The organism is Azorhizobium doebereinerae UFLA1-100 (genome assembly GCF_000473085.1).
Taxonomy (GTDB): Bacteria; Pseudomonadota; Alphaproteobacteria; order Rhizobiales; family Xanthobacteraceae; genus Azorhizobium; species Azorhizobium doebereinerae.
The window spans coordinates 145124-159322 of record NZ_AXBA01000013.1 but is presented as its reverse complement, the minus strand read 5'-3'; the positions used below and the strand labels follow the sequence as shown (position 1 = coordinate 159322).

At 69.9% G+C, this 14199-nt stretch carries 15 protein-coding genes and 1 other RNA gene; 10 read left to right on the top strand and 6 right to left on the bottom strand.

Annotated features, from left to right (window positions below; genetic code table 11):
- Nucleotides 1–51: 51 nt before the first annotated feature.
- From YU1_RS0111595 to YU1_RS32650, 4 genes are all read right to left on the bottom strand, one after another.
- Nucleotides 52–1242, bottom strand: coding sequence for a phosphoglycerate kinase (locus YU1_RS0111595; RefSeq protein ID WP_029004212.1), 1191 nt, complete (start codon nucleotides 1240–1242; stop codon nucleotides 52–54).
- 28 nt (nucleotides 1243–1270) lie between these two features.
- Complete coding sequence (gene gap / locus YU1_RS0111590) at nucleotides 1271–2278, bottom strand: type I glyceraldehyde-3-phosphate dehydrogenase (RefSeq protein ID WP_029004211.1); 1008 nt, start codon at nucleotides 2276–2278, stop codon at nucleotides 1271–1273.
- A gap of 170 nt (nucleotides 2279–2448) precedes the next feature.
- Nucleotides 2449–4443 (bottom strand): transketolase, encoded by a 1995-nt coding sequence (gene tkt / locus YU1_RS0111585; RefSeq protein ID WP_029004210.1) that lies wholly within the window; start codon nucleotides 4441–4443, stop codon nucleotides 2449–2451.
- 252 nt (nucleotides 4444–4695) lie between these two features.
- Nucleotides 4696–5214 carry a DUF3828 domain-containing protein gene (locus YU1_RS32650; RefSeq protein ID WP_198018906.1) on the bottom strand — a complete coding sequence of 173 codons (519 nt, stop codon included), beginning with the start codon at nucleotides 5212–5214 and terminating at the stop codon, nucleotides 4696–4698.
- Between the two features lie 157 nt (nucleotides 5215–5371).
- On the opposite strand from YU1_RS32650, the gene YU1_RS0111575 reads away from it, so the two are divergent.
- The 6 genes from YU1_RS0111575 to YU1_RS0111555 all read left to right on the top strand — a co-directional run bounded on the left by YU1_RS0111575 (nucleotide 5372) and on the right by YU1_RS0111555 (nucleotide 8678).
- Nucleotides 5372–5674, top strand: a complete 303-nt coding sequence (locus tag YU1_RS0111575; RefSeq protein ID WP_051356771.1) for a DUF4164 domain-containing protein — start codon at nucleotides 5372–5374, stop codon at nucleotides 5672–5674.
- A gap of 23 nt (nucleotides 5675–5697) precedes the next feature.
- A complete protein-coding gene (locus YU1_RS0111570; protein WP_029004207.1) occupies nucleotides 5698–6081 on the top strand; it encodes a cell division protein ZapA in 384 nt (127 codons plus the stop codon).
- A gap of 73 nt (nucleotides 6082–6154) precedes the next feature.
- A non-coding RNA gene (gene ssrS / locus YU1_RS32645) (6S RNA) lies at nucleotides 6155–6309 on the top strand.
- Between the two features lie 14 nt (nucleotides 6310–6323).
- Nucleotides 6324–6947 (top strand): 5-formyltetrahydrofolate cyclo-ligase, encoded by a 624-nt coding sequence (locus tag YU1_RS29095; protein ID WP_051356770.1) that lies wholly within the window; start codon nucleotides 6324–6326, stop codon nucleotides 6945–6947.
- On the top strand, nucleotides 6925–7749 hold the full coding sequence (locus tag YU1_RS0111560) for a TIGR00282 family metallophosphoesterase (protein WP_029004206.1): 825 nt from the start codon (nucleotides 6925–6927) through the stop codon (nucleotides 7747–7749). The genes YU1_RS29095 and YU1_RS0111560 overlap by 23 nt, the downstream gene beginning before the upstream one ends.
- Before the next feature lie 182 nt (nucleotides 7750–7931).
- Nucleotides 7932–8678, top strand: a complete 747-nt coding sequence (locus tag YU1_RS0111555) for a YebC/PmpR family DNA-binding transcriptional regulator (RefSeq protein WP_029004205.1) — start codon at nucleotides 7932–7934, stop codon at nucleotides 8676–8678.
- 86 nt (nucleotides 8679–8764) lie between these two features.
- On the opposite strand, the gene YU1_RS0111550 is transcribed toward YU1_RS0111555, so the two are convergent.
- Nucleotides 8765–9184 (bottom strand): MerR family transcriptional regulator, encoded by a 420-nt coding sequence (locus tag YU1_RS0111550; protein ID WP_029004204.1) that lies wholly within the window; start codon nucleotides 9182–9184, stop codon nucleotides 8765–8767.
- Nucleotides 9185–9462: 278 nt separating this feature from the next.
- Here YU1_RS0111550 and YU1_RS0111545 point away from each other — a divergent pair, with 278 nt between their 5' ends.
- Genes YU1_RS0111545 through ruvA form a run of 4 tightly spaced genes read left to right on the top strand, consistent with a single transcriptional unit; the run spans nucleotide 9463 to nucleotide 13519 of the window.
- A complete protein-coding gene (locus tag YU1_RS0111545) occupies nucleotides 9463–11856 on the top strand; it encodes a tetratricopeptide repeat protein (protein WP_156922075.1) in 2394 nt (797 codons plus the stop codon).
- 42 nt (nucleotides 11857–11898) lie between these two features.
- Entirely contained in the window at nucleotides 11899–12408 is a 510-nt protein-coding gene (gene ruvC / locus YU1_RS0111540; protein ID WP_029004202.1) for a crossover junction endodeoxyribonuclease RuvC, read from the top strand.
- Between the two features lie 37 nt (nucleotides 12409–12445).
- A complete protein-coding gene (locus YU1_RS0111535) occupies nucleotides 12446–12877 on the top strand; it encodes an anthrone oxygenase family protein (RefSeq protein ID WP_029004201.1) in 432 nt (143 codons plus the stop codon).
- Between the two features lie 21 nt (nucleotides 12878–12898).
- Entirely contained in the window at nucleotides 12899–13519 is a 621-nt protein-coding gene (ruvA, locus tag YU1_RS0111530; protein ID WP_029004200.1) for a Holliday junction branch migration protein RuvA, read from the top strand.
- A gap of 48 nt (nucleotides 13520–13567) precedes the next feature.
- Here ruvA and YU1_RS0111525 read toward each other — a convergent pair whose 3' ends face one another.
- Entirely contained in the window at nucleotides 13568–14182 is a 615-nt protein-coding gene (locus YU1_RS0111525; RefSeq protein ID WP_029004199.1) for a DUF2239 family protein, read from the bottom strand.
- Between the last annotated feature and the right edge of the window lie 17 nt (nucleotides 14183–14199).

Genomic DNA, 14199 nt, shown 5'->3' with positions numbered 1-14199 from the left:
CGCCAGAGCGGCGCGTGCCAAAGCTTATGGTTGGAATATAACACCAGGGTCTCAGCGACGCAGCGCCTCGACCCCGGGTAACTGCTTGCCTTCCAGCCATTCCAGGAAGGCACCGCCGGCGGTGGACACATAGGAGAAATCCTGTCCGGCCCCGGCATGGTTGAGGGCCGCGACGGTATCGCCACCGCCGGCCACGGAGAGAAGCTCGCCCGCCTTGGTGGCCTCGGCCACCGCCCGCGCCACCGCCACGGTGGCGGCATCGAAGGGCGGCAGCTCGAAGGCGCCGAACGGGCCGTTCCAGACCACCGTCCTGGCGCCCTTGAGCTTGGCCTTCACCAGGTCGACGGTCGCCGGGCCGGCATCCAGGATCATCTCGTCGTCCGCCACCTGGTCCACCGGCACCACGCGGTGCGGCGCGTTGGCGGCGAAGGTCTTGGTGACCACCGCATCCACCGGCAGCACGATCTCGCAGCCGTGCGAGGCGGCGGTCGCGAGGATCTGGCGGGCGGTGTCGGCGAGGTCGTGCTCGCACAGCGACTTGCCGACCTTCACGCCCTTGGCGGCGAGGAAGGTGTTGGCCATGCCGCCGCCGATGACCAGGATATCCACCTTGGCGGTGAGGTTGCCGAGCAGTTCCAGCTTGCTCGACACCTTGGCGCCACCGACCACGGCCAGCACCGGCCGCTGCGGAGCCTCGAGCGCCTTGGTCAGCGCGTCGAGTTCGCCCTGCATGCTGCGGCCGGCGAAGGCCGGCAGCTTGTGGGCGAGGCCCTCGGTGGAGGCGTGGGCACGGTGGGCCGTGGAGAAGGCGTCGTTGACATAGATGTCGCCGAGCGCCGCGAGCTGCTGCACGAAGTCGGCGGCGTTCTTCTCCTCGCCCGCATGGAAGCGGGTGTTCTCCAGCACCAGCACGCCGCCGGGCTGAAGGGCGGACACGGCCTTGGCCGCATCCTCGCCCACGCAGTCATCGGCGAAGGCTACCGGCTGGCCCAGGCGCTCTTCCACCGCGGCAGCGACGGGGGCGAGCGACTGGCTGTCGTCGCGTCCCTTCGGGCGGCCGAAATGGGACAGCAGGATGGCCTTCCCGCCCTGTCCGGTGATGGCCCGGATGGTCGGCAGGATGGCCTGGATGCGGGTGTCATCGGTGACGCGCCCGCCGTCCATGGGGACATTCAGGTCGACGCGGACGAGGACCCGCTTTCCGGCGAGGTCCGCGTCGTCGAGGGTGCGGAAAGTCGGCATGATGCTGCTCTCCCTGACCGTTGGCCGCTCAACCGAGCTTGGCGAGGGCGACGGCGGTGTCCGACATGCGGTTCGAGAAGCCCCACTCGTTGTCGTACCAGGACATCACGCGCACCAGCGTGCCGTCCATGACCTTGGTCTGGTCCATGTGGAAGGTGGACGAGTGGGGGTCGTGGTTGAAGTCGATGGAGACGTTGGGCTCCAGCGTGTAGCCGAGGATGCCCTTGAGCGGGCCGTCGGCCGCCGCCTTGATGGCGGCATTGATCTCTTCCACCGTCGTGGCGCGCTTGGCCACGAACTTGAGGTCGATGACCGAGACGTTGGGGGTCGGCACGCGGATGGAGACGCCGTCCAGCTTGCCCTTCAGCTCCGGCAGCACGAGGCCCACCGCCTTGGCGGCTCCGGTGGAGGTGGGGATCATGGACAGAGCGGCGGCGCGGGCGCGGTAGAGGTCCTTGTGCACCTGGTCCAGCGAGGGCTGGTCGTTGGTGTAGGAGTGCACCGTGGTCATGAAGCCGTGCACGATGCCGACCGTGTCATTCAGCACCTTGGCCACCGGCGCGAGGCAGTTGGTGGTGCAGGACGCGTTGGAGACGACGAGGTGTTCCGGCTTCAGCAACTGGTGGTTCACGCCATAGACGACGGTGAGGTCGGCGCCGTCGGCGGGGGCGGACACCAGGACGCGCTTGGCGCCGGCGGCCAGATGCGCGGACGCCTTCTCCTTGGAGGTGAAGATGCCGGTGCACTCGAGCGCGATGTCGACGCCCAGCTCCTTGTGGGGAAGCTGCGCGGGATCGCGCACGGCGGTCACCTTGATCTTGCCCTGGCCGACGTCGATGCTGTCGCCGTCCACCGTCACCTTGGCCGGAAAGCGGCCGTGCACGCTGTCGTAGCGCAGCAGGTGGGCGTTGGTCTCAACCGGGGCGAGGTCGTTGATGGCCACCACCTGGATGTCGGTGCGACCGGATTCGATGATGGCGCGCAGCACGTTGCGCCCGATACGGCCGAACCCGTTGATGGCCACCTTCACCGTCATTTTTCCATCCTCCATGTGCCGGCCTCAGGCCGGCCTGATCGATTGGTCCGCCGGGCGCCGGAGGCGCCGGCGGCGGTCACAGGCACGCCCGGGCGCCATGTCCGGGATGGTGCTCTGTCCGGCCGGGTTGGGGTGGAGGCTCAAGCGCGGCGGATGCCGCGCGCCCCCCGTCAGCCCTGCCGCAACTGCTCAAGCGCGGCAGCAGCCACCGCCTGAGGCGTAATGCCGAAATGCTTGTAAAGTTCCTTGGCCGGCGCGCTGGCGCCGAACGAGGTCATGCCGATGAAGGCGGCATCCGAGCCGATGATGCTGTCCCAGCCCATGCGGATGGCGGCCTCGATGCCGACCCGCGCCGGGGCCTTGCCGATCACCGCGCGGCGCTCGGCCAGCGGACGGGACAGGAACAGTTCGAACGAGGGCACCGAGACCACGCGGGTCGGCACGCCCTCGGCTTCGAGCAGCGCCTGCGCCTCGACGGCGAGGGAGACTTCCGAGCCGGTGGCGAACAGCGACACCTGCGCCTCGCCGCCGGCGGGGCTGATTTCGTAGGCGCCGCCGGCGGCCTTGTTCTCGCCCGTGGCCTCCTTGCGCAGCAGCGGCAGGTTCTGGCGCGAGAGGATGAGCGCGCTCGGCCGGTCCTTCGCCTCAAGCGCGATCTGCCAGCACTCGGCGGTCTCCACCGTGTCGGCCGGACGCATCACCAGCAGGTTCGGGATGGCGCGCAGGGCGGCCAGGTGCTCCACCGGCTGGTGGGTCGGGCCGTCCTCGCCGAGGCCGATGGAATCGTGCGTGAGCACGTGGATCACCCGCGTGCCCATCAGCGCCGCGAGGCGGATGGCGGGGCGCGAATAGTCGGCGAACGCGAGGAAGGTGCCGCTGTAGGGGCTCAGGCCGCCGTGCAGCGCGAGGCCGTTCATGGCCGCGGCCATGCCGTGCTCGCGCACGCCCCAGTGGATGAAGGTGCCGGAGAAGTCCTCGGGCGTCACCGCCTTCTGGCCCTTGGCGCGGGTGTTGTTGGAGCCGGTCAGGTCGGCGGAGCCGCCGATCATCTCCGGCACCGCCTTGGTGATGGCGTCCAGCACGATCTCGGAGGACTTGCGGGTGGCGACCGCATTGCCGTCGGCGATGGCCTTCGCCTTCACGGCGGCGATTGCCTCCGCCAAGGCGGCGGCGGGCAGCTCGCCGCGCAGGCGACGCTCGAACTCGGCCCGCTCGGCCTCGGGCAGGGCGGCGAAGCGCGCCTGCCAGGCGGCACGCTGGGCCGCGCCACGGCTGCCGGCGGCCAGCCAGCCGTCGCGCGCATCCACGGGCACCTCGAACGGACCGGCTTCCCAGCCGAGCGCCTTGCGGGTGGCTTCGATCTCGGCCGCGCCGAGCGGGGCGCCGTGCGCCTTCTCCGAGCCGGCCCGGCTAGGCGAGCCGAAGCCGATGGTGGTGCGGCAGGCGATCAGGGTCGGCCGGTCGGAGGCATAGGCGGTATTCAACGCGGCGAGGATGGCCGCGGGATCGTGGCCGTCCACCGCCAGGGTGTTCCAGCCGGAGGCGGCGAAGCGCGCGCGCTGGTCGGTGGAGCCGGAGAGCGAGATGGGGCCGTCGATTGAGATGCGGTTGTCGTCCCACAGCACGGTGAGCTTGGCGAGCCGCATGTGACCGGCGATGTCGATGGCTTCCTGGCTGATGCCTTCCATCAGGTCGCCGTCGGAGGCCAGCACCACGGTGCGGTGGTCGACGATGCCGGCGCCGAAGCGCGCCGCCATCAGCCGCTCGCCGATGGCGAAGCCGACCGCGGTGGAAATGCCCTGGCCGAGGGGACCCGTGGTGGTCTCGATGCCCGGGGTAACGAAATTCTCCGGGTGCCCGGGGGTCAGCGAGCCGAGCTGGCGGAAGCGCCGAAGCTCATCCATGGGCAGCGAGGCGAAGCCCAGCAGATGCAGCAGGCTGTAGAGCAGCATCGAGCCGTGGCCGGCGGAGAGGATGAAGCGGTCGCGGTCCGGCCAGGCCGGGTCGGCGGCGTCGAACTTCAGTGCCTGGTTGAACAGTACCGTCGCAACGTCGGCGGCCCCCATCGGCAGTCCGGGATGGCCGGAATTGGCGGTCTCCACGGCATCTATGGCGAGGAACCGGATGGCATTGGCCATGCGGTCGTGGAGATCGCGGCTCGACATGAAGGGCATAGCTCCGGCGCAGGCGGCGCCATTTGGAAAGTGCGGTCAGACAGCTGAGGCAGCGCCTCGCGGCGGCACTGATACCAGTGCGACGCTGGGTGTCAAACGCAGTGGTACGGCAAGGTCAAGGCAGCGGGCGCGGATTGTGGTCGCGTTGGATCGTCGCAGGGCGCGAAGCTGCGGGTCTTTGCCTGCAAAGGCGGCGAGCTCAAAATGCAGGCAGTCGATGGCCGCGAGCCTTGCGTGGAACCTTCAGCGCATAGGCTTGCCGCCGACGAGCAGGCGCAGCGTCTGCGGATTGCCGCCCCACTGCACGTCAGCGATGCGCCAGCCGGCGCTCGTGCGCACCAGGCGGAAGGTGATGCTCTTCTTCTCGTCGTAATTCTCGAACTCCGCCACCACGTTGGCATTCGTCTTGGTGGAGAGCTTCGTGGTGTAGGTGACCGCCTTGATCTCGAAATCCTGACCGTCGATGAAGGGGTCGAAGTTCAGCTTCGGCTCGTCCGCCTTGGCGTCGGCGGCGATCAGCTTGGCGAGGACGGGCTCGAAATAGGTCTTCGCCACGTTCGGGTCGGTGAAATCAAATCCCACCACAGTGTCGGGCGCGGTCTCCAGATAGTGCTGGTAGACGTCCTTCACCAGCGCCTCAGGCGTCTGGGCGGCGGTCGGGGCGGCGACGGGTGGAGCCGCGAGGGCGGAACGGGAAGCGTGCGGCGCGAGAAGAACAGATGCTGCCAGGAAAAAGGCGACCAGAAATCCACGCGCCCGCATCCGTCCAGCTCCCCATTCGGCCAACCTTGACCTTGGCGATGATCGCAACCCGCGCGCGACCCGGCAAGGGCAGCGCAAGAATGCCTTCATTCTCTTTTGTGTTGACGCGGCCCTGCCTGTGGCTCTTTAGCCTCCGACTCGGCTACATTGCAAAACCATGTATGCGCTGAAGCAACGCCCTCCGGAACTAGGCCCCATCGAGGCGGCCACCCAGCGTCTCCACGTCGCGCTCGACCGCCTGTCGGACGCGCTGGATCGCCGGCGCGAGGCGGATCGCCACCAGGAGGCCCTCCAGGCGCAGCTTCACGCGCTGGGCAACGATCGCGCCCGGCTGGCGGCGGAACTGGACGTTGCGCGCGCCGAAGCGGCCGAGGTGGCGGAGGTGAGCCGCGAGGTGACGCGCCGCCTCGACGTCGCCATGACCACGATCCGCGATGTGCTCGCGACCCACGGCGGGTGAACGGAAGAGGTGGGTGAGGGCAGATGGCGCACGTCAGTGTCACCATAGCCGGACGCTATTACCGCATGGCCTGCGACGAGGGCCAGGAGGAGCACCTGATGCGCCTCGGACGGGACATCGATGCGCGCATCAATCAGCTGCGTACCACCTTCGGCGAGATCGGCGACCAGCGGCTGACGGTGATGGCCGCCATCACCATCTCCGACGAACTGGCCGAGGCCCGCAACCGCATCCGCGCGTTGGAAAGCGATCTAGAGGGCCAGCGTGACGCCCGCGCCTCCGCGCTGGCGCGCCTGGAAGCGGGCGAGGAGGCGGTGGCCCGCACCATCGACGAGGTGGCCGAGCGCATCGAACGCCTCGCCGTCGATCTTGCTCCGCGCGAGAAGACCGTCGTGGGCATGGGATAGCCGGCTCGCGATTGCCGGGAATGGCGCCCGATTGCCCCTGGCGCTCGGACGCTGGACCCCCTACATTCCGGAAGCGGGGCTGCGGGGCTCGTTAGGAAACATTTCCCCGGGGCCTTATCGATCCTTAAGGGAGCTGTACCTGACCTCGCCCGTGGGCTTGGACATACGGCGCCCACCTACGTTGTAGGTTTCCCGGGATCGAGTTCCGACGGCTTTTGCGGCTCCGCACTCTTCAGATCTTTATGGCCACCCTTTCTTTCCCGACACCCCGCGCGCAAAAAGCGCGCCTGCGGTCCGAGGCCCTGTCTCGCCGGGCCGCCATGGGCCAAGCCATGCGCACGCAGGCCTCCGAGGCGGCGGCAGCCGCTGCGTTCGGTGCCTTGTCGCCGGTCCTGGGCCGCACGGTCGCGCTGTTCGCGCCGTTCGGCGACGAGATCGACACCGCGCCGCTGGCCCGCCGTCTACGGGAGGTCGGCGTCGCGCTGGCGCTGCCGGTGATCGTCGGGCGCGACCGACCGCTGATCTTCCGCCTTTGGCACATGGACGACCCGCTCGTGCCCACCGGCGCCTACGCCATCCCGACGCCGCAGGCGCATGCGCCTGACGTGCTGCCGGACGACGTGATCGTGCCGCTGGCCGTGTTCGACCGGGCGGGTGCGCGGATCGGCTACGGAGCGGGATATTACGACCGCACGCTCGCCCTGCTACGGCGGCAGAAGCCGATCCGGGCGTTCGGCCTGGCCTTCGCCTGCCAGGAAACCGACGCGATACCCGCCGAACCCCATGACGAACCGCTCGATGGGATGATAACGGAAGCGGGATTTTTTCCATTCGGCGGGTCGCATGCGCATTCTCTTCCTCGGTGACGTGGTCGGCCGCACCGGCCGCGACGTGGTGACGAGCGGGCTTCCCGGGCTGGTGTCGGACTGGGCGCTCGACCTCGTGGTGGTGAACGGCGAGAATGCCGCCGGCGGCTTCGGGATCACCGAGGCCATCTATGCCGACATCCGCGCCGCCGGCGCCGACGCGGTGACGCTCGGGAACCATGCCTTCGACCAGCGCGAGGCGCTCGTCTTCATCGAGCGGACGGACGCCCTGGTACGCCCCTGCAACTATCCCGCCGGCACGCCGGGGCGCGGCGCGGCCCTCGTGGACACGCGCAACGGCGGGCGGGCGCTGGTGGTCAACGTGATGGGCCGCACCTTCATGGACCCGCTGGACGATCCCTTCGCCGCGCTCGACCGCGCGCTCGACGGCGTCGAACTGGGGCGGGTGGCGGATGCCATCGTGGTGGACTTCCACGCCGAGACCACCAGCGAGAAGCAGGCCTTCGGCCATTATTGCGACGGCCGCGTCAGCCTCGTGGTGGGCACCCACACCCATGTGCCCACGGCCGACTACCGCATCCTGTCCGGCGGCACGGCCTACATGACCGACGCTGGCATGTGCGGCAGCTATGACGGCGTGATCGGCATGGACAAGGAAGAGCCGCTCCGCCGTTTCACCCGCAAGATCGGCGCCGGCCGCTTCGAGCCGGCGGCGGGGCCGGCGGCGCTGTGCGGCGTCGCGGTGGAGACGGACCCGGCCACGGGCCTCGCCCGCCACGTGGCGGCGGTCCGGCTCGGCGGCGGGCTTTCGGAGGCACGGCCGAGCTTCTGGGAGGGCTGAGGCGGCCTGGGCGGCTTTCTTGCCCTTTGCCGCCTGACGGACCTATAAGGCGCGCGCAGTGGATCGGGATCGCTCCGGGCGGCGCTCGACCATTCGGCCCTGCCGCGGCGGGGACCGGATGTCCGCCGGCAGACCGCCAGGCAGGCGCGCGGGAGCGATCGGGTAGGATTTGGGAGGCGGCGATGGCCGGACATTCACAGTTTAAGAACATCATGCACCGCAAGGGGCGGCAGGACGCGGTGCGGTCCAAGCTGTTCTCCAAGCTGGCGCGCGAGATCACCGTCGCGGCCAAGATGGGCCTGCCCGACCCGAACATGAACGCGCGCCTGCGCGCGGCGATCCTCGCCGCCCGGGCCGAGAACATGCCCAAGGACAATATCGAGCGCGCCATCAAGAAGGCGTCCGGTGCGGACGGCGAGAATTATGACGAGATCCGCTACGAGGGCTATGGCCCGGGTGGCGTCGCCGTCATCGTCGAGGCGCTCACCGACAACCGCAACCGGACGGCGTCGGAAGTGCGGTCCTATTTCACCAAGTCGGGCGGCAACCTCGCCGAAACCGGCTCGGTGTCCTTCATGTTCGATCGCCTCGGCGCCATCGAATACGACGCCGGCAAGATCGACGCGGACGCCCTGCTGGAAGTGGCCATCGACGCCGGCGCGGAGGACGTGAATTCGTCCGAGGACGGGCACGAGGTGGTCTGCGCGGTGGAGAGCCTGGCGGACGTGCAGCGCGCGCTGGAGGCCAAGTTCGGCGAGCCGCGCAAAGCCAGCCTGATCTGGCGGCCTCAGAATACCGTCGCGGTGGATGACGAGACCGGCGAGAAGCTGCTGCGCCTAGTGGAGACGCTCCAGGACAATGACGACGTGCAGCACGTCACCGCGAACTTCGAGCTTTCCGACGCGCTGATGGAGAAGATCAGCGCGTGAGCGGCCGGCCTTCGCGGCCAGCCTCCTGTGGACAGACAAAAAAAGCCCGGCTCGATGAGCCGGGCTTTTTTAATGGACGTGGAGCCTCAGGCCGCGGCGGCGAGGCGTTCGGCGGTATCGCGCAGTTCGGTGATTGCGGCGTCGATCTCGGCGCGCTGACGCTCCAGCTGGCTGAGCTGGGTGAGGCAGCGGTCGCGGGTGAGGGCGAGGTCACGGCCGCCCTGGCCTTCATGCGCGGCCACCAGGGAGCGGATCTCGGCGAGGGTGAAGCCGAGGCGCTTGCCCTTGAGGATGACCGTGAGGCGTTCGCGGTCGGCGGGGGAATAGAGGCGAGCGAGACCTTCGCGGCGCGGAGACAGCAGTCCCTTGTCCTCATAGAAACGGAGCGCGCGCAGGGTGATGCCGAACTCCCGGGCAAGGTCGCCGATCGTATGGACGTCTTCGGCCGCATAAGATCGGCCGGTGACCGACGACGGGCTGAGCACATCGAAAGCGTTCGCGTCCATCCAATTCTCCTTTTGTGAGCTGGATCCGGCCCCGAAAACCCGGCCGTGAGCGGCCCGCATCGGGTGGATCCAAGTGCCCCTTGGGGAATTTAGGTACGCTGCTCTGACGCATAGGGGGAGCGTGTTGCAGGCTCCGTAAGGGAAAGTAACCGTTACGCATCCCGTCTTTTCAACGGTTAAGGGTCCGTTTACCAAAAGATCCGGATGCTGCTGCAAGCGATTCGCGGATGAGTCGCGGGGCACGACGGGCATCGCCCGCGCCGACCTGGGAGGCGGACATGGGTCGCGGTGACGGTACCATGTACATGGCGAACATGAGCGCTGCGGCGCCGTCGGCGGAGGCTGTCCTCTCTCCCTGGACCATCGAGCATCTGCGGAGCGAGGTGGAGCGCCTGCGCAGCACCTACGCCTTCGCCCCCATTCCCGAGGCACCCGCCTGTGCCGAGGCACCGTCCGCCGAACCGCCGATGGCCCCGGCCGACGCCACGCCGAGCGACCTTGCGCCGGAGCCGCAAAGCGACATGCCGGCCGTCGCCATGGCTGCGGCCGTCGCGGTGCTGTCGCGGAAGCTGGACCTGATCGACGCCAAATCCGTCGACCCCATCGCCATCGCCCGGCTCCAGCGCCAGACGGCGGAACTGAAGGACCTGATCGGCATCGTCCTTGCCCGGGTCCCGGCTCCGGCCGATGAGGCGGAGGCCGCGCAACGGCTGGAGCAGGCGGGCGCGCAGGCCGCTGCGGCGATTACCCATGCCGGCGCGGATTTCGGCCGCGCGGCGTCCGAGGCGCTGGAACGCCTGGAGGAACGGCTCGAACTCTTTGCCGCCGCGCGCGAGACGCAGCCTCCGGTCGCCGGCGAACTCGTTGCCTTGCGCGAGCGTCTCGACACGCTCTCGCAGGACGTGCGCGCCCTCGGCGCTGGCCGCGACGAGGGGCTTGCCGCCCGCATCACGGTCTTGCTCGACCGCATGGACCAGGGCGAGACCGTCGAGGTGGAGGCCCTGGCACCGCTGGTCGGCGTGCTCGAGCGTCACCTTGTGACGCTGACCGAGCGCATGGGGAACGCCAATCAGCAATTGGCCCGGCTCGACGGCATCGAGAGCCTCCTGAAGGGGCTCACTGGCGAAATTCAGCGTTTGCACCGCGGGTCCATCGATCCGGCGGCTGACGATGCGGCGCCGCTGCCGCAGGTTCTCCCTGTCGCTCTCCCGGTCGCCGGGGTGGATGCACAGGATCCCGTCAGCCCGGTGGCGGCCGATCTCGAAGACCGGGAGGACGTCCCTGCCGACCTGCCGGCCGCGCACGGCGCTGCGCTGGAGCCGATGGACGACGTCGTGGACGATGCCGAACTGGACGACGAGGAGATTGCCGGCCGCGCGGCGCCGATGGTGTCCTTGCCTGCCGCCCCCTTGGTGGACTGGCCCCGGCGGGAGCCGCGGGACGAATTAGCTTCTCTCCTGGCCCAACTTGCGGACGAGGTCGGCACCCGCCCCGCGCAAGGTCGTCCGACGCAAGAGGCGGTGCCGGTCTGGCAGGTCACCGAGGCGCCCTGGCAGGGCGAATTGCGTGAGATGCTGGCCACGGCCGAGCAGCGGCGGCGCGCCCATGTGCGCCCGTTCGCGGACGAGCGGCTGGATCTCGGTGCCTTGAAGCCGGGTGCGGACTGGGCATCGCGCCATGTGGCGGCGCTGGAGGCGGCCTTGATGGAGACCGCCGCCGAGGAGGGCGCGCCGGGCGTCCGGGTCGATTGGGTCGCGGCCGCGGACCGGGCGGAAGACCGGGAGAAGGGCGCGGCGCTGGAGCGCAAGCGCAGGTCGACCCGCCGCCTCAACGTGGCGGCTCGGATCGGTGCCGTGGCGCTGGTGGCGGCCGGCCTGGGCTTCGTGACGCTGAAGCTGACCCAGCGCGACGGCGCGGGCCTCAGCCTCCAGGCGGTGGTGTCCGCCCCCGCCATCGCCGCGCTGGGTGGCGGCGCGCCGGTGGACAAGGCCCTGCTCGGCACGCTGCCGCCGCCCGTGGGGCCGGCCGCGCTGAAGCAGGCGGCCATCGCCGGCGATGCGGACGCCGCCTGCGAGGTCGGTATCCGCTATGCGGACGGCAAGGGCACCGACGTGGACAGCGGCGCGGCCATGAGGTGGCTGGCGTTCGCCGCCTCGCGCGGCTCCGTGCCGGCGGCCTACCGGCTCGGCAGCATGTATGAATACGGTACCCGCAACCTCGCCGAGGCCCGGCGCCTCTACCAATGGGCCGCCGACCACGGCAATCTGCGCGCCATGCACAATCTGGGCGTGCTGTATTCCGACGGCATCGACGGCAAGCCGGACTGGCAGAACGCGGTGAACTGGTTCCGCAAGGCGGCCGAACTCGGCCTGCGCGACAGCCAGTACAACCTGGGCGTGGTCTATGCGCGCGGCTTGGCCGGCGCGGTGGACCGCGCGGAAGCCTGGAAATGGTTCTCGCTCGCCGCCAACCAGGGCGACACGGAGAGCGCCCGCAAGCGCGACGACGTGGCGAACAAGGCGGAAGGCGGCGTGGTCGAGCGGGCCAAGGCCGCGGCTGCCGCCTTCGTGCCCGGCAAGGCGGTCGAGAGCGCCAACACCGTGCCGGTCCGGCCTGAATGGGAAGTGGCCGGCCCCGCCGACACGCTGCCGCGCAAGTCCGCCTCCCGGTGAGGCCTGCTGGCGTCCGGCGATGTGACGGCGCAGGTTGGCGCCATGGCAACAGGCATGATTCGCATCATCGGCTTTGATCCGGGACTGCGCCGCACGGGCTGGGGCGTGATCGAGGCGGAGGGCTCGCGCCTGTCCTACGTCGCGTGCGGCACCATCCTTCCTCCCGAGGCGGCGCCCATGGCGGAACGCCTCGCGATCCTGCATCGCGGACTATCCGAGGTGCTCGCCCGCCACCTGCCGCAGGAGGCGGCGGTGGAGGAAACCTTCGTGAACATGAACCCCGCGTCCACACTCAAGCTCGGGCAGGCGCGCGGCGTGGTCATGCTGGCGCCGGCGCAGGTGGGCCTGCCGGTGGCGGAATATGCGCCGCTGCTGGTGAAGAAGACGGTGGTGGGCGCCGGCCGGGCGGAGAAGGCGCAAATCCGCATGATGATCGGCGTGCTGCTGCCCAAGGCCACGCCCGAGACCGAGGATGCGGCCGACGCGCTCGCCGTGGCCATCACCCATGCGCATCATCGCGGCGCCGCTGCACTGCGGCGTGCCGCGCTGTAGGATGGCGGCGGGGATCGGCCCGGGGAGGGGAATGGAGATGGTGTGGGGCCAACTTGCCCTGGTGGATGCGGCCCTGTTCGCCGGTGCCGCCTTCTATATCAATGTCGCCGAGCAGCCCGCCCGCCTGCGGCTGGCCCCCGGCGCCATGCTGGCGCAGTGGAAGCCGGCCTATGCGCGGGGATTCGCCATGCAGGCGACGCTGGCGCTGGCGGGCTTTCTGCTCGGCATGGCGGCCTTCGCCGCGTCGGGGAGCTGGCGGTTCCTGGCGGGCGGCGTGCTGCTGCTGGCCAACTGGCCGTTCACGCTCATCGGCATCATGCCGACCAACCGGCGGCTGATGGCCATTCCCGACGGCAAGGCCGGGCCCGAGAGCGTGCGCCTGATTGCCATCTGGGGGCAGTTGCACATGGTGCGCACGGGGCTCGGCATCATCGCCACCCTGGTTCTTCTCTGGGGCTCGCTCGGCTGAGGCCGGCACGGACGGGACACAATGATCGGCAAATTGAAGGGCGTGGTGGACAGCACCGGCGAGGACCATCTGATCCTCGACGTGCATGGCGTGGGCTATCTGGTGCATTGCTCCGGGCGCACGCTTCAGTCTCTGCCGCGGGAGGGCGAGGCGGCCGTGCTGTTCATCGAGACGCACGTGCGCGAGGACCAGATCCGGCTGTTCGGCTTCACCAGCGAGGGTGAGCGGGAGTGGTTCCGCCTGCTCCAGGGCATCCAGGGCATCGGCACCAAGACCGCGCTCGCCGTCCTCTCCACCCTCAAGCCGTCGGACATCGCCCAGGCGGTGGCGCTCGGCGACAAGGCGGCGCTGGCGCGGGCGCCGGGTGTGGGGCCGCGCGTCGCCACGCGCATCGTCACCGAGCTGAAGGACAAGATGCCGAGCTTCGCCTCGGCCGATCCGGCGCTCGCCCGCCTCGCGGCGGACGTGGGAGCGGCGGAAGCAGCGGGCGGCGCGGCGGCCGATGCGGTGTCCGCCCTGGTCAACCTCGGCTATGCCATGCCCCAGGCCCACGCGGCCATCGCCGCCGCCGCTCGCGGCGCCGGAGAGGGCGCCACTGCGGAGACCTTGATCCGCCTCGGCCTACGGGAACTGGCGAAATAGCACCACGCCGGCGTCAGCCGGGAAAAGCCACGCCTGCCGCCCGCGTGCCTACGGCGCCGTGCCGACCACATGCGGGCTGGTCGGGTCGAAGGCGAGGCGCAGGGCGTAGGCACGCACATCCGGCGGCCAGCCTGCGGTCTCCTGTTCCAGCTGCGTCCGGTTGCCGGCGAACAGCGCGCGCGTCGCCTCCTCGAAGCCGGGCAGGTCGCCCGCCATGGCCGACATGAAGCGGTACGCGGCCTCCTGCGCCGCCCGCACCTGCTGCTGCGGGGCGTCGGTGCGCCTTGCCGCCTCCACAAGCCGCCGCAACGCCACCGACGCTCCGCCCGGCTGCGCCGACAGCCATTCCCAATGGCGCGGCAGCAGCGTGACCTCGCGCGCGACCACGCCCAGTTTCGGCCGTCCCCGGCTCCGCGGGCTTGGCGGTGGATCGTCACCGTCCACCGCCGGAGCCGCGTCGAAGCGGGCCGCAAGTTCCGCCGTGGTTCCGCGCAGGTCGAGGTCGATGACCCGGCCGCTGGCGTCGTCGAAGGCCAGCAGGGTGGCGGTGGTGCCGTTCGCTTGGGCTGCGCGGATGGCCAGCGCGACGTCGAGCAGGCTTCCTGAGGCGAGGCGGTGCTGTCCCGCGAATGCGGTGCAGGAATGGGGGCGGGGCAGGGTCATGCGAGGTCCTCGACGGG